Origin of the sequence: Paenibacillus lentimorbus NRRL B-30488, from assembly GCF_000411595.1 — a bacterium.
Lineage (GTDB): Bacteria > Bacillota > Bacilli > Bacillales > Bacillaceae > Bacillus > Bacillus velezensis.
In genome coordinates this window covers 39898-59421 of the sequence record NZ_ANAT01000007.1, presented here as the reverse complement: position 1 = coordinate 59421, position 19524 = coordinate 39898, and the positions used below count along the sequence as shown (strand labels likewise).

18 protein-coding genes and 1 other annotated feature are annotated in these 19524 nt (G+C 47.0%); of the genes, 7 read left to right on the top strand and 11 right to left on the bottom strand.

What is annotated here, in order from left to right; translation table 11 throughout:
• The first annotated feature begins 49 nt into the window (after window positions 1-49).
• On the top strand, window positions 50-1585 hold the full coding sequence (gene opuD / locus D368_RS05630; protein WP_012118228.1) for a glycine betaine transporter OpuD: 1536 nt from the start codon (window positions 50-52) through the stop codon (window positions 1583-1585).
• A gap of 34 nt (window positions 1586-1619) precedes the next feature.
• On the opposite strand, the gene D368_RS05625 is transcribed toward opuD, so the two are convergent.
• Window positions 1620-1802 (bottom strand): sporulation protein Cse60, encoded by a 183-nt coding sequence (locus tag D368_RS05625; protein ID WP_003152309.1) that lies wholly within the window; start codon window positions 1800-1802, stop codon window positions 1620-1622.
• 200 nt (window positions 1803-2002) lie between these two features.
• Here D368_RS05625 and D368_RS05620 point away from each other — a divergent pair, with 200 nt between their 5' ends.
• Genes D368_RS05620 through melA form a run of 5 tightly spaced genes read left to right on the top strand, consistent with a single transcriptional unit; the run spans window position 2003 to window position 7397 of the window.
• Window positions 2003-3028 carry a LacI family DNA-binding transcriptional regulator gene (locus tag D368_RS05620; protein WP_071391473.1) on the top strand — a complete coding sequence of 342 codons (1026 nt, stop codon included), beginning with the start codon at window positions 2003-2005 and terminating at the stop codon, window positions 3026-3028.
• 41 nt (window positions 3029-3069) lie between these two features.
• Window positions 3070-4347 carry an ABC transporter substrate-binding protein gene (locus tag D368_RS05615; RefSeq protein ID WP_128574622.1) on the top strand — a complete coding sequence of 426 codons (1278 nt, stop codon included), beginning with the start codon at window positions 3070-3072 and terminating at the stop codon, window positions 4345-4347.
• Window positions 4344-5258 carry a carbohydrate ABC transporter permease gene (locus tag D368_RS05610; protein ID WP_021494481.1) on the top strand — a complete coding sequence of 305 codons (915 nt, stop codon included), beginning with the start codon at window positions 4344-4346 and terminating at the stop codon, window positions 5256-5258. The genes D368_RS05615 and D368_RS05610 overlap by 4 nt, the downstream gene beginning before the upstream one ends.
• On the top strand, window positions 5255-6076 hold the full coding sequence (locus tag D368_RS05605; protein WP_007408803.1) for a carbohydrate ABC transporter permease: 822 nt from the start codon (window positions 5255-5257) through the stop codon (window positions 6074-6076). Before D368_RS05610 ends, D368_RS05605 begins: the two co-directional genes overlap by 4 nt.
• Before the next feature lie 22 nt (window positions 6077-6098).
• Complete coding sequence (gene melA, locus D368_RS05600) at window positions 6099-7397, top strand: alpha-galactosidase MelA (RefSeq protein WP_003152304.1); 1299 nt, start codon at window positions 6099-6101, stop codon at window positions 7395-7397.
• 36 nt (window positions 7398-7433) lie between these two features.
• Here melA and D368_RS05595 read toward each other — a convergent pair whose 3' ends face one another.
• From D368_RS05595 to D368_RS05580, 4 genes are all read right to left on the bottom strand, one after another.
• A complete protein-coding gene (locus D368_RS05595) occupies window positions 7434-7919 on the bottom strand; it encodes a GNAT family N-acetyltransferase (RefSeq protein WP_071392558.1) in 486 nt (161 codons plus the stop codon).
• 74 nt (window positions 7920-7993) lie between these two features.
• Complete coding sequence (locus D368_RS05590; protein ID WP_003152299.1) at window positions 7994-8305, bottom strand: rhodanese-like domain-containing protein; 312 nt, start codon at window positions 8303-8305, stop codon at window positions 7994-7996.
• A gap of 116 nt (window positions 8306-8421) precedes the next feature.
• Complete coding sequence (leuS, locus tag D368_RS05585; protein ID WP_128574627.1) at window positions 8422-10860, bottom strand: leucine--tRNA ligase; 2439 nt, start codon at window positions 10858-10860, stop codon at window positions 8422-8424.
• Between the two features lie 83 nt (window positions 10861-10943).
• Window positions 10944-11157: a binding site (T-box leader), on the bottom strand.
• Window positions 11158-11259: 102 nt separating this feature from the next.
• Window positions 11260-11595 carry a DUF4257 domain-containing protein gene (locus D368_RS05580; RefSeq protein ID WP_015418038.1) on the bottom strand — a complete coding sequence of 112 codons (336 nt, stop codon included), beginning with the start codon at window positions 11593-11595 and terminating at the stop codon, window positions 11260-11262.
• Between the two features lie 388 nt (window positions 11596-11983).
• On the opposite strand from D368_RS05580, the gene ytvA reads away from it, so the two are divergent.
• Window positions 11984-12769, top strand: a complete 786-nt coding sequence (gene ytvA / locus D368_RS05575) for a YtvA family blue-light photoreceptor (RefSeq protein ID WP_015418039.1) — start codon at window positions 11984-11986, stop codon at window positions 12767-12769.
• A 40-nt stretch (window positions 12770-12809) separates the two neighbouring features.
• Here the strand turns inward: ytvA and D368_RS05570 are convergent, their stop codons facing one another.
• The 6 genes from D368_RS05570 to D368_RS05545 all read right to left on the bottom strand — a co-directional run bounded on the left by D368_RS05570 (window position 12810) and on the right by D368_RS05545 (window position 19493).
• Window positions 12810-13994 carry an MDR family MFS transporter gene (locus D368_RS05570; protein WP_014305612.1) on the bottom strand — a complete coding sequence of 395 codons (1185 nt, stop codon included), beginning with the start codon at window positions 13992-13994 and terminating at the stop codon, window positions 12810-12812.
• A 195-nt stretch (window positions 13995-14189) separates the two neighbouring features.
• Complete coding sequence (locus D368_RS05565; protein ID WP_015418040.1) at window positions 14190-14900, bottom strand: YwaF family protein; 711 nt, start codon at window positions 14898-14900, stop codon at window positions 14190-14192.
• Between the two features lie 106 nt (window positions 14901-15006).
• Window positions 15007-16947, bottom strand: a complete 1941-nt coding sequence (locus D368_RS05560) for an FtsX-like permease family protein (protein ID WP_128574621.1) — start codon at window positions 16945-16947, stop codon at window positions 15007-15009.
• A complete protein-coding gene (locus D368_RS05555; protein ID WP_128574620.1) occupies window positions 16944-17699 on the bottom strand; it encodes an ABC transporter ATP-binding protein in 756 nt (251 codons plus the stop codon). Before D368_RS05555 ends, D368_RS05560 begins: the two co-directional genes overlap by 4 nt.
• Window positions 17700-17800: 101 nt before the next feature.
• Window positions 17801-18805 (bottom strand): sensor histidine kinase, encoded by a 1005-nt coding sequence (locus tag D368_RS05550; RefSeq protein WP_128574619.1) that lies wholly within the window; start codon window positions 18803-18805, stop codon window positions 17801-17803.
• On the bottom strand, window positions 18798-19493 hold the full coding sequence (locus D368_RS05545) for a response regulator transcription factor (RefSeq protein ID WP_014305616.1): 696 nt from the start codon (window positions 19491-19493) through the stop codon (window positions 18798-18800). The genes D368_RS05550 and D368_RS05545 overlap by 8 nt, the downstream gene beginning before the upstream one ends.
• Between the last annotated feature and the right edge of the window lie 31 nt (window positions 19494-19524).

Here is a 19524-nt window from a genome sequence, read left to right as displayed (position 1 = left end):
CATACTAAAAAGTGGCGTATTGAAAAAAATAGTCAGAGGGTGAGAACGTTTGAAGAAGAACATCTCCAGTGTTTTTTGGATTGTGATTGTCATCACAGCCGCTGCGGTTTTATGGGGGGCCATTTCTCCTGACAGCCTGCAGCAAGTCACTGATACGGCACAAAAATTTATTACGGATTCTTTCGGCTGGTATTATCTGCTGGTCGTTTCTATATTTGTCGGTTTCTGTCTCTTTCTCATTGTGAGTCCGATCGGCACAATAAAACTCGGAAAACCCGGGGAAAAACCGGAATTCGGCTTATTATCATGGTTTGCCATGCTTTTCAGCGCGGGCATGGGAATCGGTTTGGTATTTTACGGGGCTGCAGAACCGATCAGCCATTACGCCATCAGCTCTCCCTCAGGTGAAACAGAAACACCCCAAGCATTTCGTGATGCGCTCCGGTACACGTTTTTCCACTGGGGGCTTCACGCTTGGGCCATCTATGCGGTCGTCGCTTTATGTATCGCTTATTTTCAATTCAGAAAAGACGCGCCCGGTTTGATCAGCAGCACACTGACACCGCTTTTGGGCGATAAAGTAAACGGGCCGATCGGCAAAGCAATTGACTGTATCGCGGTGTTTGCGACCGTTGTCGGTGTGGCGACAAGCTTAGGGCTCGGAGCAACTCAGATCAACGGCGGTCTGCATTATTTATTCGGCATTCCGAAAACATTTTCCATTCAGCTGATCCTGATCGCTGTCGTGACCGTGTTATTTTTGATTTCTGCGTGGAGCGGAATCGGCAAAGGGATTAAATACTTAAGCAATACCAACATGGCGCTCGCGGCTATTTTAATGATCTTTATGCTCATTGCAGGCCCGACGGTGCTGATTATGAACTCATTTACCGATTCTATCGGCCAATACATCCAAAATATCGTGCAGATGAGCTTTCGCTTGTCTCCGAATGATCCCCAAAAACGCGAATGGATTAACAGCTGGACCATTTTCTATTGGGCCTGGTGGATATCCTGGTCGCCGTTTGTCGGCATTTTTATCGCCCGTGTATCAAGGGGCCGGACGATCCGGGAATTTTTAATCGGGGTGTTGGTGACACCTTGTATATTGGCTTTCTTATGGTTTGCGATTTTCGGTGTATCCGCGATGGATCTTCAGCAGAAAGGCGTATTCAATGTCGCGGGAATGTCAACGGATACGATGCTGTTCGGCGCACTCAGCCACTATCCGCTGACAATGGTGACATCCGTATTAACGCTTGTTCTGATCGCTGTATTCTTTATTACATCAGCGGATTCAGCGACATTTGTGCTTGGAATGCAAACGTCTTACGGCTCTTTGGACCCGTCAAACCGGGTGAAAATCATCTGGGGCGTCATCCAGTCCGCCGTGGCAGCTGTATTATTATATTCCGGCGGTCTGGCCGCACTGCAAAACACGGCCATTCTCGCCGCGGTTCCGTTTTCAGTCGTGATCCTTCTGATGATCGTGTCTCTGTACAAGTCATTAGCGAGCGAAAGAAAAGGAATCAAACAAGCGGAGAAATACCAAAAACCGAGAAGTCCCCGCGTCAAAAAAGCATAATGCATAAAAAAGCCCGGTATTTCATCCGGGCTTTTTATTTTCGGTATAAAATGAGAGCGGAAAAACAATAAAGCTGCTCACCTTCAGGATCACAGGCCGCCGCTACCGTATATTTAATATCAACGAGCTGTTCATCAGAAATCCCCTTTAAAAATGTATTGACTTCAGTCTGCAGATCCTTTTCATGCTCCTCATCAAAAACAGCTATCTTCAGCACATCACCCTCTCCTTTCTCTATCAATTTATTCCGGTTCAATTGAAATATGATAGAGAAAAACAGATTTTCTTTTTTACTGATTTTTACTAAAAGTAACCAAAAATAGGTGTTGAAAACGCTTACTCTCATATGATAATATCATTTTAACAATAACCAGGTCATTTCTGTTTAGTAAACATTTAGTAAAAAGGAGATGCGAAATGGTCCGTCTCAAAGATATTGCCTTACAGGCATCTGTATCCAGCGCGACAGTATCGAGAATTTTGAATAAGGATGACTCTTTGGCCGTGACTGATGAAACAAGAGAAAAAGTTCTGAGGATCGCTGATGAGCTGGGCTATCAGCCGTCGGCAAAAAAACGGAAGAACCGCAGCCGCAGCGATTCAGCGCCCCTGATCGGCGTTGTCAGCTGCCTGTCACCGGAAGAAGAACGGCAGGATCCTTATTTTTCAGCGATCCGAAAAGGCATTGAGGAAGAATGCTTTCGGCAAAAAGTTTTTATCACATCTTCTATCCATCTCGGTTCTTTTCAAGAGCATATGTTTCACGAACTGGACGGCGTGATCGTAATCGGCAGCCTGCAAGACGAGGCGCTTACGAATATCAGCGCCGCTTTCAGGCACGCGGTATTTGTTAACGGCACCCCCGATCCGGCCCGCTACGATTCCGTGAGCGTGGATTTTTATGCCGCAGCGCAAAAGGCGATAGAACATCTTCTGTCGCTCGGTTACCAGCGGCTCGGTTATATCGGCGGCCGGGAGCGGGAGCATACCGTCATAGACGGTGTAAACAGCAATAAAACGATTGAGGATAAGCGTCTGACCGCTTTCTTACAAATGGCCGGCGCCGGGCCGGAGCATGTACTGATCGGCGAATACAGCATGCACGAAGGGTTCCGGCTGATGAATGAAGCCATCAAAGGCGGAAGTCTCCCCGATGCCTTTTTTATCGCAAGTGATTCGATGGCTGTCGGCGCTTTAAAAGCCTTGCAGGAAGCCGGCCTTCAAGTCCCGCGCGATACGGCAATTGTCAGCTTCAACGGAATTGATGAGGCAGAATACGCCAGCACGCCGTTATCAACGGTAAAAGTATACACGGAAGAGATGGGCCGGACGAGTGTCAAATTGCTTCTCGACCGTTTAAACGGCAGAACCGTCCCGCTGGCCGTGACGCTCCCCACTTCATTGATTGTCAGACAAAGCTGCGGCTCACAAGAAAGGAGGTGACATGTCCCGCAGCGTTTATATCATATTTAAAGGAGGAAAAGATGAAACGCTTACTGGCTTTGTTTCTTTCTTTTACTTGCATGATACTCCCCGGCTGCTCGGCAGAACAGAGCGGCGCCGGAGAAAAACAGAAAACATTGACAGTCTATTCCACAATATCCTCAGACAGCGAACGCGCCGTATTCAGAAAGTTGGCTGATTCATTCCAAAAAGAACATCCGGACATTCAAGTAAACGTTCATTTCCCAGGCAATGACTACGAAAATATGATGAGGGTCAGAATGGCGGCCGGTGACATGCCCGATCTTTTCGACACACACGGCTGGGCCAAAATCCGCTACGGAGAATATACCGCCGACCTCAGCGGCATGTCTTGGACGAAGCGGCTCGATCCGAATTTAAACAGCATGCTCAAAGACGCCAAAGGCAGAATATACGCCTTCCCTCTGAATCAGGCAAAGGACGGACTGGCCTACAACCGTACAATGTTGGAAAAATACGGAATCGAACCGCCGGAAACAATGGATGATTTTATGAAGGCACTGAGACAGATTAAAGAAAAAAGCGGCGGAACAGTCACCCCCTTTTGGTTTGCCGGCTATGAGAAAAGCTCATTTGCCCAATATTACGATCAATTCGCCGCACCGCTTCTCATCACAGATCCCGCACACCGTTTTAAAAAACAGCTGTTAAACGGAACCTTCCGCTGGACACACTTCACCTATTTATCTGACAAACTGAAAGAGATGCAAAAGGAAAACCTGCTCAATATAGATGCCGTGACGGCAAAACGGTCCCAGCTCATTGAACTGATGGCGCAAAACAAAATCGCCTTTACGCTGCAGGGCGGCACCCTCGGCCAAGACGTCGCTCAAATCAATCCGAAGGTAAAAGTCGGCATCATACCGACCCCGGCCATCCACAAGGGAGACGCGCCGGTTTGGATCGGAGGCGAACGTTACACGCTGGCGGCATTCAAGGATTCCCCGCGGCTTGAAGAAGCGAAACAGTTCATCGCATTTATGGCCCGTCCCGAGCATGCGAAATCAATTGCCGAAGCGACCTCGCTTCCGGCCGGATTAGTGAATGTACAAACGGACATTTTCTACGCAAATGACTATAAGCGCTATCAGCATATTAAGGTGCAGCCTTATTTTGACCGCCTTTATTTGCCGAACGGAATGTGGGATGTGATGGGGACAGCCGGGCAGGAGCTGATGGCCGATATCTTAACCCCCGCGGAAATTTCGGCGAAACTCGGCAGGGAATATAAGCGGCTCCGTCTTCAATCTGATTCACAAGGAGCTGAAAAAGAATGAGTGATCTTGCAAGAGAAACCCAAGGTTTTCAGCATCAAAAGCCGGTAAAACCCGCGTCACTGTGGTGGATGTACGTTCCCGCTCTTGCCACGGTTTTTATTTTCATGATTTTTCCGTTTGTCAAAGGCGCTTTTATCACATTTACAAACTGGAACGGCTTCTCACAGACGTATCAATGGGTGGGGGTCACTCAATATAAAAGGCTTTTTACAGATCCGGACACGTGGCTTGTTGTGAAAAACACTTTGCTTTACGGCATCGGAAGCACTTTTTTTCAGAATATGCTCGGACTTTTATATGCGCTGCTTTTGAATCAGAGCTTAAAAATGAAGGCGCTCACAAGAACGATCGTCTACCTGCCCGTCATTATCAGTCCGCTGATTATGGGATACATTTGGTATTTTATTTTCTCATATGACGGGGGTGCGCTGAATGATGTATTTGGCGCACTGGGAATCGGTCCTGTCAACGCCTTGGCAAGCCCTGCGGCAAACCCGTGGATTATCGTCATGATTAACACGTATCAATACGCAGGCATTGCGATGATTGTATATTTAGCGGGGCTGCAAAGCATTCCGAAAGATTATTACGAAGCCGCAAAAATGGATGGCGCGGGAGGTCTTCAGCCGTTTTTCACCATCACCCTGCCATTATTGATGCCGGCTGTCACCATCAACATGGTCATCAATATCATCGGCGGGCTGAAGCTGTTTGATGTCATTTTCGCGCTGACCGCAGGAGGGCCGGGCAATTCCTCTCAATCGATGTCGACGTTTATGTATGATTTATATTTTAAACGGCAGGATGCGGGATATGCCGCCGCCCAAGGAGTATTTATGTCCGTCATTATTCTTGTCATCAGCTTTTCTGCTCTCGTGTATTTCAAGCGAAAGGAGACGGAAATGTCATGAAAACAGCCCGAATGCGGATTTTTACGCTGTTGGCAGCCGTTATCTCGTGCGTTCATATTGTCCCCTTTTATATTTTGCTGACCACGTCATTAAAAGCAAAAGGTGACTACAGTTCAAAATGGTCGCTGCCATCCGCCTTTTCATTTCAGAATTTTCGTGAAGCATGGGAGCGTGCCTCTCTCGGGCAATCCTTTCTGAACACGATCATCATTACAGCCGTTTCCGCCGCTTTGTTAATTTTCATGGGTTCGCTTGCCGCATACCCGCTCGCAAGAAGAAATACAAAGCTGAACAAAATCGTCTTCGGCCTTTTGATTTCAATCATGATCATCCCGCCTTTGACTTCCATGGTTCCTTTATACAAGATGGTCGCTGATGCGGGGCTGATCAATACGCATGCCGCAGCCATTCTCATTAATACGGCTGCATATATGCCGCTGACCGTTTTCTTATATTCAGGGTTTATCCGCTCTTCCATTCCGAAAGAGCTTGAGGAAGCCGCGAGGATGGACGGCGCGGGATTGATCAGGACTTTTTATACAATCGTGTTTCCTTTGTTGAAACCGATTACCGCAACGGTCTGCATTATTTCCTGCGTGTTTATCTGGAACGATTACCAATTTGCGATTTTCTTTTTACAAGATCAAAAGGTGCAGACATTGACCGTGGCCATGGCGGGATTCTTCGGCGAAAACGCGAACAATCTTCACTTAGTCGCCGCAGCCGCAATTATGGCGATGCTGCCGATGGTCGTATTGTTTTTGGCGCTTCAAAAATATTTTATCTCAGGGCTGTCCTCCGGGGCGGTCAAAGGCTGAGAAGAAAAGGGAGGAATTTCTGTTGAAGAAAATTACGTTTATCGGAGCGGGAAGCACGATTTTCGCAAAAAATGTACTGGGGGACTGCTTACTGACTGAAGCATTAAACGGGTTTGAATTCGCGCTTTATGATATTGACGCTGTACGGCTGAAAGAATCCCAGCTCATGCTGGAAAACATGAGAGACCGCTACAATCCGAGTATATCCATCATCTCCTACGATGACCGAAAACAGGCGCTTACACACGCCGGCTATGTGATAAATGCCATTCAGGTCGGCGGTTATAAACCCGCGACGGTCATTGACTTTGACATCCCGAAGCGGTACGGTCTCCGCCAGACGATTGCCGATACCGTCGGAATAGGCGGCATTTTCCGTTCCCTTCGCACCATCCCCGTTTTATTTGACATCGCAAAAGACATGGAAGAGGTCTGCCCGGATGCGTGGCTGTTAAACTATACAAATCCGATGGCCTCTCTGACCGGAGCGATGCTCAGACATACAAATGTCAAAACGGTCGGCCTGTGCCACAGCGTCCAGGTCTGTACCAAAGATCTGTTTGACTCACTAGGCATGGATCACGAAGGTACGGAAGAACGCATTGCCGGCATCAACCATATGGCTTGGCTTTTGGAGATTAAAAAAGACGGAATTGATTTATATCCGGAAATTAAAAGACGGGCACGCGAAAAACAAAAGACGAAACATAAGGACATGGTGCGGTTTGAGCTGATGGATAAATTCGGCTGCTACGTAACGGAATCATCTGAGCATAATGCCGAATATCACCCGTATTTTATAAAAAGCCGGTATCCGGAGCTGATAGATGAACTCCAAATTCCGCTTGATGAATATCCGAGGAGATGCGCGGAACAAATCAAAAATTGGGAAACGATGAGAGACGGCATCATCAACAACCAAAACCTGACGCATGAACGCTCGAAAGAATACGGTTCGAGAATTATAGAAGCGATGGAGACGGGCCGTCCGTTCACATTCGGCGGCAATGTGCTGAATACAGGGCTGATACCGAATCTGCCGGCGAAAGCGGTCGTTGAAGTGCCGTGCGCCGCCGTCAAAAACCAAATTATGCCGTGCTATTCCGGCGAACTTCCGGAGCAGCTCGCGGCGCTCAACAGAACAAACATTAACACACAGCTTTTAACCATCGAAGCAGCCGTTACATTAAAAAAGGAAGCCGTATATCAAGCGGCCATGCTTGATCCGCATACGAGCGCCGAGCTTTCCATGAATGACATCATCTCTTTGTGCGATGACTTATTTGAAGCGCACAAAGACCGGCTTCCGGCTTATCATTGATCATTCGCAATCCGGTCCTGGGCGGGCCGGACGCTTTTATATGTTCAGCACCAGTTTGACCGTCTGTAAGGTGTGTCCTTTAAAATCTTCTTCAAATTCACATACCCTTTGAAACCCTTTCGCTTGATAAAAGGACAAGGCGATGCGGTTCTCTTTTTCTGCATGGACATAAAGCTTTTTTACCCCGCCGGACTGCCTGATGCATTCTTTAAGGAGTGCCGTTCCTATCCCGCTTCCCTGGCAATCCGGGTCAATATAGATGGCGGTCAGCTCCGCATTTCCGTCTTTTTGAACCGGAGTGACATTTGCAAAACCGAGCACTCGCCCCTCTTCTTCTGCCACAAAGAACAGAGAATGCAAGAGCCGGCGTTCCATCATCTCATCCTGATAGGCGGATTCGAGAAACTGATCCTGAATGTGTCTGGGAATAATCCCTTCATATGTATGATGCCAGCTGCGTTCTGCGACTTTCCGGACCTGTTTGATATCGTTTGTTTTCATCGCGCGGATCATCGGTTTCATCTGATTCGCCTCCCGTTTTTTTATAAAAAAGAAGAAAAAGACGCACGTCCCTTTTCTTCTTTCACTTCAAAGCGTTATTTCTTCGGCTTTGTTTCGCCTTCCCACTCCAGCATGCCGCCTTCAACATTAACTGTACGGAAGCCCTGCTCATGTAAATACATACAAACGTTCATGCTTCTTTTTCCGGAACGGCAGATAAATACATATTCCTTGTCCTTGTCTAACGCATCCATCTTCTCAGGGATGTCCCCCATGCGGATATGAACGGCCTCCGGAATCATTCCTTCGGCAACTTCTTCGTCTTCTCTGACATCAATCAGATACAGCTCTTCTCCCGCTTTTAATTTTTCTTCCAGTGCGGCTGTGCTGATTTCATTTATTTTCAATGTGTGACACTCCCATTCATCTTTATGGTGTTAAGTATACCAAAGCCCGCGGTGCAATTTCTATGATAGAGGCCTGATAAAAAAGCCCCTCTCTGTAAGAGAGGGGCTTCGTCCGGTCAGTTTGCCACGATATTGACAAGCTTGCCCGGTACGGCAATGATTTTTCGGATCGTTTTTCCTTCAAGCTGCTCTTTTACTTTTTCATCAGCTTGTGCGAGCTGTTCTAACGCTGCTTTATCAGCATCAGCCGGAACCATTAATTTCGCTTTTACTTTTCCGTTCAGCTGGACGACGATTTCCACTTCATCGTCCACCAGTTTTGATTCGTCATAAGCAGGCCAAGCCTCGTATGCAATCGAACCTTCGTGGCCGAGTTTTTCCCACAGTTCTTCCGCCAAATGCGGCGCAACAGGAGAAAGCAGCTTCACAAAACCTTCGATATATTCTCTCGGCAGTTCATTCGCTTTGTAAGCTTCATTAATGAAGACCATCAGCTGAGAAATGCCCGTGTTAAAACGAAGGGCTTCGAAGTTTTCTGTCACTTTCATAACCGTTTCATGATAGACGCGCTCAAGAGTTTCGCCCGCGCCTTCTGTCACTTTACCCGTCAGCTCGCCGTTTTCCTCGATAAACAAACGCCATACGCGGTCAAGGAAGCGGCGCGCTCCGTCAAGACCTGATTCAGACCAGGCGATAGATGCGTCAAGCGGCCCCATAAACATTTCGTACAGGCGAAGCGTATCTGCTCCGTGAGACGCCACAATTTCATCCGGATTGACGACGTTTCCGCGGGATTTACTCATTTTTTCATTGTTTTCCCCGAGAATCATCCCTTGGTTATACAGCTTTTGGAACGGTTCTTTCGTCGGCACGACACCGATATCATAGAGGAATTTATGCCAGAAACGAGCGTACAGAAGGTGAAGCACGGCATGCTCCGCTCCTCCGATGTAAATATCGACGGGCAGCCATTTATCCAGTTTCTCAGGTGAAGCGAGCTGATCCGGATTTTTCGGGTCGATAAAGCGGAGGAAATACCAGCAGCTTCCCGCCCATTGCGGCATCGTGTTCGTTTCTCTTCTGCCTTTTCTGCCCGTTTCAGGATCAGTGACTTCCACCCACTCTTTAATGTTGGCAAGCGGTGATTCACCTGTTCCGCTCGGTTTGATCTCATCGGTTTTCGGCAGAATCAGCGGCAGCTCTTCCGCCGGAACGGCTGTTGACGTGCCGTCTTCCCAATGAATGACCGGAATCGGCTCGCCCCAATAGCGCTGGCGGCTGAACAGCCAATCACGCAGACGGTATGTCACTTTTTTCTCACCGTTTTTCGTTTCTTCAAGCCAGGCGATCATTTTTTCAATCGCTTCCGCTTTATTCAGTCCGTTCAGAAAGCCGGAATTGACATGTTCTCCGTCTCCCGTGTACGCTTCTTCTTCCGTGTTTCCGCCTTTTACGACTTCTTTGACAGGCAGGCTGAACACTTTGGCGAATTCAAAATCACGTTCGTCATGCGCCGGCACGGCCATTACAGCGCCCGTTCCGTAAGAGGCGAGGACATAATCCGCTATCCAGATCGGCAGCTTTTCCCCGTTTGCAGGGTTTACGGCATATGCGCCTGTGAAGACGCCCGTTTTTGTTTTCGCAAGATCCGTCCGTTCCAGGTCACTTTTCGCCTGAACTTCTTTAACATAAGCGTCTACCGCTTCTTTTTGTTCAGGTGTCGTGATGACCTCCACAAGCTCATGCTCAGGAGCCAGTACGGCATAAGCCGCGCCGAACAGCGTGTCCGGTCTTGTCGTAAACACCGTAAACGTGTCATCAGTGCCGTCGATCGCGAAATGCACGTTTGCGCCTTCTGAGCGTCCGATCCAGTTGCGCTGCATGTCTTTAATGCTTTCCGGCCAGTCAAGTTCTTCTAAATCTTCAAGAAGCCTGTCCGCATAAGCGGTGATTTTCAGCATCCATTGTCTCATCGGGCGGCGTTCAACCGGATGGCCGCCCCGCTCGCTTTTGCCGTCAATGACTTCTTCGTTCGCAAGCACCGTTCCGAGCGCCGGGCACCAGTTGACCGGCACTTCGTCTACGTAAGCGAGCCCTTTTTCGTACAGCTTGGTGAAGATCCACTGCGTCCACTTGTAATAGTCCGGATCAGTCGTATTGATTTCACGATCCCAATCATAAGAAAATCCGAGTGATTGGATCTGGCGGCGGAAATTATCTATATTTTGTTTTGTGAACTCAGCCGGATCATTCCCCGTGTCAAGCGCGTATTGCTCGGCAGGAAGCCCGAACGCGTCCCATCCCATCGGATGAAGCACATTGTACCCTTGCATGCGTCTCATGCGAGAAAGGATATCGGTTGCCGTATAGCCTTCCGGATGTCCGACATGAAGGCCGGCTCCTGAAGGATACGGAAACATGTCAAGCGCGTAAAACTTCGGCTTGTCATTCTCTTCACTGACGGCGAACGTTTTATGATCCAACCAGTAATTCTGCCATTTCTTTTCTATTTTTCGTGCTGAAAACTCAACGTAAAAACCTCCTTCTGATTGAATACGGCGTATGTAGTCCAAGTATTGACGGGATGAGGAAGATTATATTCAGATTATTCTAAAACTAAAAAAACTCCCTCATCCCTAAAAGGGACGAGAGATTTTTGTTTCCCGCGGTACCACCCTCGTTAGCGCGGTTTTAAGCCGCACTCACTTGATACTTTTAACGCAGTTATGCGTCAGCGGTTTTGCCGCTGCAACTCTGAGGCGAGTTCGGAAACAGACTTGATTGACTTGCACCGGCCGTCAACTCTCTGAGTGCGAAATCTGCTTCTTACTGCTCCTCTTCACTGTTCTTATCGCTACCGTAATCTTACCTGTATTTTATAGAATTCTGTTCATAAGTGCAAGCAGGTTTGTATACAATGGGAATGTACCCGGAACGGGTCGTGAGCGGGGATATTATTTTGATGGAGGATTTTTTTGCTGGTGTGGTTTTGCTTCGGCCGAATCACTGTTTTGTTCTCTGACAAAATCAAAGCTCCTGAGAACAGCTTCTCCGCCGTAGCCTGCGATTATGGATAAGATGACGAGTTGAATTCCTGAATCGGGGTCAGCGGATAAGACAAGTAAGATGGAAGCAGCCATTCCGATAAAACCATCTTCCAAAAAACCGAGATAGATAAACCGCTTTGTCATTCTGGGTTTCTCCAGCCTGCCTCTCTTTTTCACATGACCGAGAACCCCCATGATGCCTCCAATTACACAAGCAATTATTACCTGATGCAGCATCTTCATCACCTTCCTAAAGCCCTTATTTAGTAAAGCGACTTCAGGCCATCCAGCCCCCTTACGAATACGATGATTTTCGATATCTACATACCGGCGATTGAACAGGAATGTAAAAAGCTTGTTTCTTCCATTATATGTGAACACATGATCGGTAAGCTTGATGCATTAGATTCATTTTTCACCCAGTGACAATGACCTAGTCACTTACTTAGCGATGATGTGCCTTCCCCTTATATATTCAGTGTATATGAGGACAAGCCCGAATGACAAATTGCAAACTTCGGCTGCTTGAATCAGAACATATGTTATGCTACGGTTACTGTAGATTCATTTAAAAAGGGGAGAAACAATGGCTGAAAAAGCGCGCAGCTTTACGGCCAAAAGGGGGTTTTACATGGCTGACTCAAATGTATTCGGAAAACTGGAGCAGCTGGAGCTTATCAAAAAGGCGCTTGATCACGCACGCATCGGCGTGGTGATTACAGACCCCTCTCTTGAGGACAATCCCATCATATATACAAATCAGGGATTTATGGATATGACAGGCTACTCTTCCGAAGAGATATTAGGTAAGAACTGCAGATTTCTGCAAAGCAAAGAAACCGACCGTCAACAAGTCGCGAAAATAAGAAAGAGCTTAAACCAGAAAGAAAAGATCACGGTGCGGCTGAAAAATATCAAAAAAGACGGCACCCCGTTTTGGAATGAACTCAACATTGATCCTCTGTATGTTGAAGACAAGCTCTATTTTGTCGGTTTTCAAAAAGACATTACAGAGCAGAAAGAATACGAAAAGCTCCTTGAGGATTCCCTCACAGAAATCACGACGCTTTCAACACCGATTGTTCCGATCCGAAACGGCATCTCCGCCTTGCCGTTAGTGGGAAACTTAACGGAAGAACGATTTGATTCAATTGTGACAACTTTGACGGACATATTAACCGCATCTAAAGATGATTACTTAATTATAGACTTATCAGGTTTGGCCGAGGTAAACGAACAGACCGCAGACCGGATTTTCAAATTGCACCACCTGCTTAAATTAATCGGCACAGAACTGATTATCACCGGGATCAAGCCTTCCCTCGCCATGAGAATGAATCAGCTTGATGCCAGCTTTTCTTCATTAAAGACATATTTAAACGTTAAGGACGCCGTCAACGTGCTTCCGGTCGTATAAACAAAAAAATCCCGCCGACACAGCGGGATTTTTTATGTCGTCATCGCACTTGGACGTTTTGTTTATTAACGGTTTTCAGGCGTTTGTCGTACAGCACCGTCGCTGCGATGCTGACAACAAGAAGCACCATCAGGATCAACAGCAGCACGCTCATGCCGTACTGATCAACCAGCACGCCGCCAAGGAGCGGCCCGATCATTCTGCCGCCCGTCGCCGCACTGTTGACGAATCCTTGGTAAAACCCTTCTTTCCCCTTAGGCGCAAGCTGATTGGCAATGGTAGGCACGGCAGGCCAGACAAGCATTTCTCCGACAGTTAAAATCACCATTGCGGTGAGGTACATCGGAAATTGCTTGGCGCTAAGAAGCACGCCGAACGAAACGATAAAAATACAAAAGCCGATGACCATCTGCGTTTTTAACGCGCCGGACCATTTTTTCAGAACAGCTCCTATGAGAGGCTGTCCGGCGACAATTAATATTCCGTTTACGGTCCAGAGCACACTGTATAATGAAAGCGGCATACCGATGCTTTGAGTATGTGACGCAACGGTTGTGGACCACTGCGAATAGGCAATCCACCCGAGAACATACCCGCCGCTCAATATGAGAAGCGCCGTAAATTTCGTTCTGCTGCTGACAGGCTCGTAGTCCAGAACAGAAACCTGGCTCGCATTTCCGGTTTTGATATTTCGAAACCCGAAAAATACGATAAGGAAAAACAGCACATAAAGCAAAGCATTGGCTAAAAACACGTACGTAAACGAGTACGCTGCAACCATCCCGCCGAGTGCCGAGCCCACGGCGACACCTGCGTTCTGAGCTACATAAATCGCATTAAAAGCTCTCCGCCCGCCTTCTTTCCATACCGCTCCCGCCATGGCGTAACTGGCCGGAAACACGATACCGGAACCGAAGCCGACAATGATGAGCAGCCAAATATAAACGGGCCATTGGTGAAACAGAACGAGTCCGAGAAGACTTGCCAATGTGATCATAATGCCCAGCATAATGGATTTGAATCCGCCGATTTTATCAAACAAAAATCCGCCGCATAAATTCCCCGCCACACTGGCCCCGGAATTCAGCATCAGAACAATCCCCGCAACAGTCAGCGATTTCCCTAAATGATTATGAATATAGATCGTATTCAGCGGCCACAAAAAAGATGCGCCCGTCACATTGATAAACATTCCGATGATTAATATCTTCAAAGCGCGCGGCATACCCATCCCCCTCTCTCTATAAAAAACCCCATGAAAAAACGGAAACCGCAAGCCGCGGCTCCGTATCGATCACGTTATCATAGCACATTCATTCTATCGCCGCGGACGTCTTTTTTCAATATCAGAATCTGAAAAAAATAATGCCGGAATGTTGAAAAAATTACAAATGATTGGATTCGCAAAAACAGACCGGCTTCATGCTCTTTTCCTCAGCAGCCAAAACGGAATATACAGAATGAAAAAGCTCAATATCACCGCCGCTTCCATTGATAGAAGATACCACGGCCAAGGTCCGAAAACATTCAGAAGCGAAGCGGTCTTCGGTTTTTTCATTAAATATAGATAATTTGCATTCAGCACACGATCAATAAAAAAGACACACGCCCCGTACAGATTTACGATCAGCACCGACACCCACAGCCCGCGCGCCGACGGTCTGTACTTTTCTGCAGCGGCCATGAATAGACAGGTAAGAAAAACACAGCCGTGGGAGACGAAAAACACGATGTACCGAAAATGCGGGAAAGAATACGCCCCTAAATCAGGTGTTGCCATCGCCTGTACGGCGCTGCCCAAACCGGCAAAATAGAGGAAGGCGAACAGCTTTTTGCTTTTTGTCATAACCATCAGCATCGCCAAATAGACGGAAAGGTCGCTCAGCTGCAGCGGCAGAGCTGTTTTCAGCGACCAGGCATGATGACAAAGCAACCATATATGATAGCTGATCTGTGACACGGCAAGGAGAATGAATAGTACATAGCGGATCATGCGGCTCTGGTTGAGCTTTTTCCTGAATACGATCACGCCCGCCACCAGCAACCCGATGATCAACAGCGTGAAAATGTGTTCCTTGGAAAAAAGATGAAAGGCCCCTGTTTCAGATTTCAATTGAAAATACTTCTGCATAAGGCTCCCCCGCGCGAAAAAATGACGTATGTCTATTCTTTTAAAAATCGCTTTCTTCTATTCATACAAAAAAGCCTCCGCTTATGCGGAGGCTTCTCAACTTGTTTTACAAGGCGGATTGAATGACCTTTTTATAATACAGCACCGACAGCATGCCGAAGATGGAGTACAGCAGCGTATACAGCGCCATGACGATGATCATCGGCGTCCACACTTCCGTTCCGAATAAAAACCATCCTGATTGAACGGCAAAATAGCTGTGGAACAGCCCGAGAACGAGCGGAATTCCGAAATGATACGCCTGCTTCCGGCGGATGCCTTTCAGCAGATCTCCCGTTGTGAAGCCGAGCTTCCGCAATATCGTATAATCAGCCTTCTCATCCTCACACTCGCCCATTTGTTTAAAATAAAGGATACAGCCTGAGGTGATCAGAAAGGTTAATCCCAAAAAGCCGACAATAAACATGATCAGCCCCATGTTTTTCTTTTGCGTGTCAGCCGTTTCAAATTGTGAAAGCGCGCCGTCTGAATAGTGCTGCGCCTGAAACAGACCATCAGCTTTTTGGATGTCCTCTTCTCGTTTGAGTGTAATGCCGAAGAACCGATTTGATTTTCCCTGAATGGACGGGTCGATATCTTTCTCGATCCGGTCGAATACCTGCTGCGTGACGATAACGGTCGGCAGCCCTCCGCTTGTAAATGTATATGACAGGAGGAAGTCGTTCTTCAAGCCCTTATACGCCAGCGGTATTTTATCCGTTTTGCCGTTTATATCAATGGAACCTGACGTTTTCAGGTCGAGAAATCTTTTCATCATATCATTATATCCGGTAAACACGGCTTCTCCGTCAGAAAGCTCCGTCCCTTCTGCGTCTTTCTCGCTTATAATCGGCAGCGCCAGGCTGGACGGGTCTTGTTTAAAGCTTTTCATGTCGCCGTTTATGATGTTCTTCATATTGACACCGGCTTGAATGGTCTTGATTGTTTTTACTTTGTGTTCAATTCCGTTTTTCTTCAATAAAGCGGTAAATGAGTCAGTCTCCTTTTGGTTATCAAACGCAAAGTCCGCAGCTGTATTTTGCTCAGCCGATTTTTCCGCGGAGTAGTACGAGATATAGCTTAAAGACAGTAAACCGATTGCCAGCGCCGAAAGAGTCGTAATAATCGTCAGCAGCACGGCGTTTGACTTCATCCGGAACATGATGGATGACAAAGACAGCACTTCACTGACATTCAGATACCCGCCTTTTGATTTCCGGATGAGATTTGCCAGAAAGCTGACCGAACCTTTATAAAACAGATAGGTTCCGATAATGACCGAGCCTAGAATAAACACCATTGCCGAAAACAGTTCATTCATGCTCGTAAAACTGCCTCCGAATAAATCCGCGGACACGGCATAGCCGGCGATAATGGCCGCAATACCGACAACGCCGATCAACATCTGCACCCAAGAAAGCCGTCTTATGCCGCTTTCTGACGATGACGCGGTTTTAAATAAAGACAAAATGCTTTGCCGTTTAATAAATAAGTAATTCATCATCATAATCAGCACGTAAATTGCCCCGAACACAATTAACGTCTGAACGAGCGCCTTGCTTGAAAAAAACAGTGAGACAGAGGCTTTCACACCGACTGTATGAAACAGCATCATCATACATAATTTCGAAAGAGAAAAGCCGGCAAAAATACCGATCCAAATCGATCCGAAATACAAAATGAAATTTTCTGTGCTGAGTATGCGGAAAATGTGCATTTTCGTCATGCCGATTAATCGGAATAAGCCGATTTCCCGGCCGCGCCGTTTAATAAAGATGGTGTTGGCGTATAAAAGAAATACCGACACGATCGCCACAAGCAGTACAGAGGCGGCCCGGATTGCCGCCGCCCCTTTTAAGGAGCTTTTCATTTCATCAAGCGCCGGATCGTATTGCATCGTGACAAACGCGAAATAAAGGGCGGCGCTGAACACCAGCGCAAAAACGTAAAGGTAATAGTTTTTCATATTCTTTTTCAGGTTCTGGAAGATCAAATGATGAATACTCATGCCTGAACCCCGCCCAATACACTTTGCGTTTTCATAATATCCTGAAAAAAGTCCAGTCTGTCCTGACCGCCTTTATTCAGCTGTGTATACACACGGCCGTCTTTAATGAAAACCACACGTCCGGAATAACTGGCGGCAACCGGATCATGCGTCACCATCACAATGGTGGCGCGGCGTTTTTGATTCAGGCGGCTGAGTTTATTCAGTAAATCCATGGCAGCCTTTGAATCGAGCGCTCCGGTCGGCTCATCAGCAAAAATAATGCCCGGTTCGTGAATAACAGCTCTTGCGGCAGACGTTCTCTGTTTTTGCCCGCCGGAAATTTCACTCGGATACTTATGTCTCAAATCATAGATCCCAAGCTCCTCTGCCGTCTCGGCAAATCGCAGGTCCGCCTCTTTCTTAGACATTTTCGTAATGGATAACGGCAGGAGTATGTTTTCTTTCACGGTCAGGGTGTCCAATAAATTATAATCCTGAAAAATAAAGCCGAGATGCCGTTTTCTGAATTCGGCAAGCTGTTTTTCTTTCATGGATGTAATCTCCGTCTCGTTCAGTTTAATGGTGCCCGCGCTCACTTTATCAATGGAGGAAAGCACATTCAAAAGGGTCGTTTTCCCTGATCCTGACGGGCCCATAATGCTGACGAATTCCCCTTTGTGAATCTGAAGATCAATTCCTTTCAGCACCTCTTGTTTATTCAGCTTGTTTCCGTAGCTTTTTTGGATATTGCCTGCTTCTAAAATCATCACGTTATGATTCTCCTTTTACATTGGTTATCTTTATTTTAAAAACAGAAGCCGTTTTTTCGTTTGATTAAGCGAACAAAAGAGAAAAGCATGTGACACTTTTGTCACACGCTGAACATGCTGACGGCATCGTTCTGTTTCGGAAACACCAAGGTAAAAACCGTGCCGCTTTCCGGCTCAGAGCGCACGCTGATTTGGATGAGAAGAGGAGCCGCGGCTTTTTGAGCCAAATACAGGCCCATCCCCGTTGACGCGTGATCTCGCCTCATTCGCGTCGAGGTAAATCCTTTTTCAAAAATGCGCGGAAGATCTTTGGGCTCGATGCCGATGCCGCAGTCTTCGATATCGACATGCACACGGCCGTTTTGTTCATAGCTTTTTACGGTAATGTCATCCGCTTCACTGTATTTTACCGCATTGCTTAACAGCTGCCTGATGATGAAGGAAAGCCATTTTCCGTCACTGTGAACGTCCGGTGAATCAAGCTGAATGTCAAACCCGATCCCTTTTTGTATGCACCATGATTGCAGATTTTTAATTTCTTTGAAAACAAGCGGTCTGAGCTGAATGCGCTGGAATGATAAATCATTTTCAATAAAGGACAATCGTTTCTGATGAAGCTGCTGGTCCAGGAGATGGTGAATCCGCAGCCATTCATACAGCAAAGGGGCTTTCAGCGGCTGTTCATCAAGGCGCTCGATCATGAGATGCATCGCTGTCAACGGTGTTTTGACCTCGTGAATCCATGACATCAGATCATCCTTTTCATGCTCTGACGCCGCCTGAAGATCAAGTGAGCTTTTTCGTAATTGCTCTGTCTGCCCTTCAATGCTTTCTTCAACGATAGACTCAAACGGACTGTCAGGCGCTTTAAGATAAGACATGTCTAAATTGGCGTCCCACTCTCTTAAGCTTTTATAATAGGCGGTCTCTTTCCGATAGCGGAACAAGAGAAATACAAGAAACACAAGAAGCGACAGGTAAACAAAATACAGCACTGAAAGAAACGGAATAGACGGATCAATATATGCCGCAAAAAGGAGCACAGCCTGCTGCAAAAGAAACATCGCGATCCAGCTTTTTCTTTCGAGCAGAAATGATTTAATCATAAAGACCGTCTTCTTCCTTTGCGATGTATCCCTGCCCCACCTTGGTTTCAATCATTTTCCCGATGCCTAATTGATCGAGTTTTTTCCGCAGCCGGTTGACATTCACCGTCAGCGTATTATCACTGACGAAACGCTCATCATTCCATAGGCTTCTGATGAGTTCTTCCCGGCTGACGATTTTATTTTTCTGTTCAGCCAGCAGTTTTAAGATCAGCATTTCGTTTTTGGTCAGCTCGACCGAACCGTTTTTACGGCTGACCGTGTTGGTTTCTGTGTCAATGACCGCCCCGCACCATCTTTTCATCAGCGCCGGTTCTGTGCCGTATTGGTGCACACGGCGGAACACCGCCTGTATTTTCGCGATTAACACATCAAAGTGAAAAGGCTTCTGAATAAAATCATCTGCCCCGAGCTGCATCGACATGACCATATCCGCGGGATGATCGCGCGAGGACAAAAAGAGAATCGGCACGTTTGATTGGGAGCGTATCATTCTGCACCAATGAAAGCCGTCAAATTTCGGCAGCTGTACATCAATGATCACCAAATCAGGCTTGATTTCGGTAAACTCCCGGATGACCCGGCTGAAATCCTTTATTCCATGCACCGCAAATGACCAGCCCGTTAATCTCTCTTTCATCTCGTGAAACAAAGTGTTATCATCTTCTATTAACAAAATGTGAAACATGGTATCCGCCCTTTTCTGATAGATAGAGGAA

What these genes read in the sequence shown, in the direction of transcription:
- D368_RS05620 (WP_071391473.1), top strand. Translation starts at nt 2,003, where the DNA reads ATGGTCCGTCTCAAAGATATTGCCTTACAGGCATCTGTATCCAGCGCG.
- D368_RS05615 (WP_128574622.1), top strand. Translation starts at nt 3,070, where the DNA reads ATGAAACGCTTACTGGCTTTGTTTCTTTCTTTTACTTGCATGATACTC.
- D368_RS05610 (WP_021494481.1), top strand. Translation starts at nt 4,344, where the DNA reads ATGAGTGATCTTGCAAGAGAAACCCAAGGTTTTCAGCATCAAAAGCCG.
- D368_RS05605 (WP_007408803.1), top strand. Translation starts at nt 5,255, where the DNA reads ATGAAAACAGCCCGAATGCGGATTTTTACGCTGTTGGCAGCCGTTATC.
- D368_RS05595 (WP_071392558.1), bottom strand. Translation starts at nt 7,919, where the DNA reads ATGAAACCGATGATCCGCGCGATGAAAACAAACGATATCAAACAGGTC.
- D368_RS05580 (WP_015418038.1), bottom strand. Translation starts at nt 11,595, where the DNA reads ATGAAGATGCTGCATCAGGTAATAATTGCTTGTGTAATTGGAGGCATC.
- ytvA (WP_015418039.1), top strand. Translation starts at nt 11,984, where the DNA reads ATGGCTGACTCAAATGTATTCGGAAAACTGGAGCAGCTGGAGCTTATC.
- D368_RS05570 (WP_014305612.1), bottom strand. Translation starts at nt 13,994, where the DNA reads ATGCCGCGCGCTTTGAAGATATTAATCATCGGAATGTTTATCAATGTG.
- D368_RS05565 (WP_015418040.1), bottom strand. Translation starts at nt 14,900, where the DNA reads ATGCAGAAGTATTTTCAATTGAAATCTGAAACAGGGGCCTTTCATCTT.
- D368_RS05560 (WP_128574621.1), bottom strand. Translation starts at nt 16,947, where the DNA reads ATGAGTATTCATCATTTGATCTTCCAGAACCTGAAAAAGAATATGAAA.
- D368_RS05550 (WP_128574619.1), bottom strand. Translation starts at nt 18,805, where the DNA reads ATGATTAAATCATTTCTGCTCGAAAGAAAAAGCTGGATCGCGATGTTT.
- D368_RS05545 (WP_014305616.1), bottom strand. Translation starts at nt 19,493, where the DNA reads ATGTTTCACATTTTGTTAATAGAAGATGATAACACTTTGTTTCACGAG.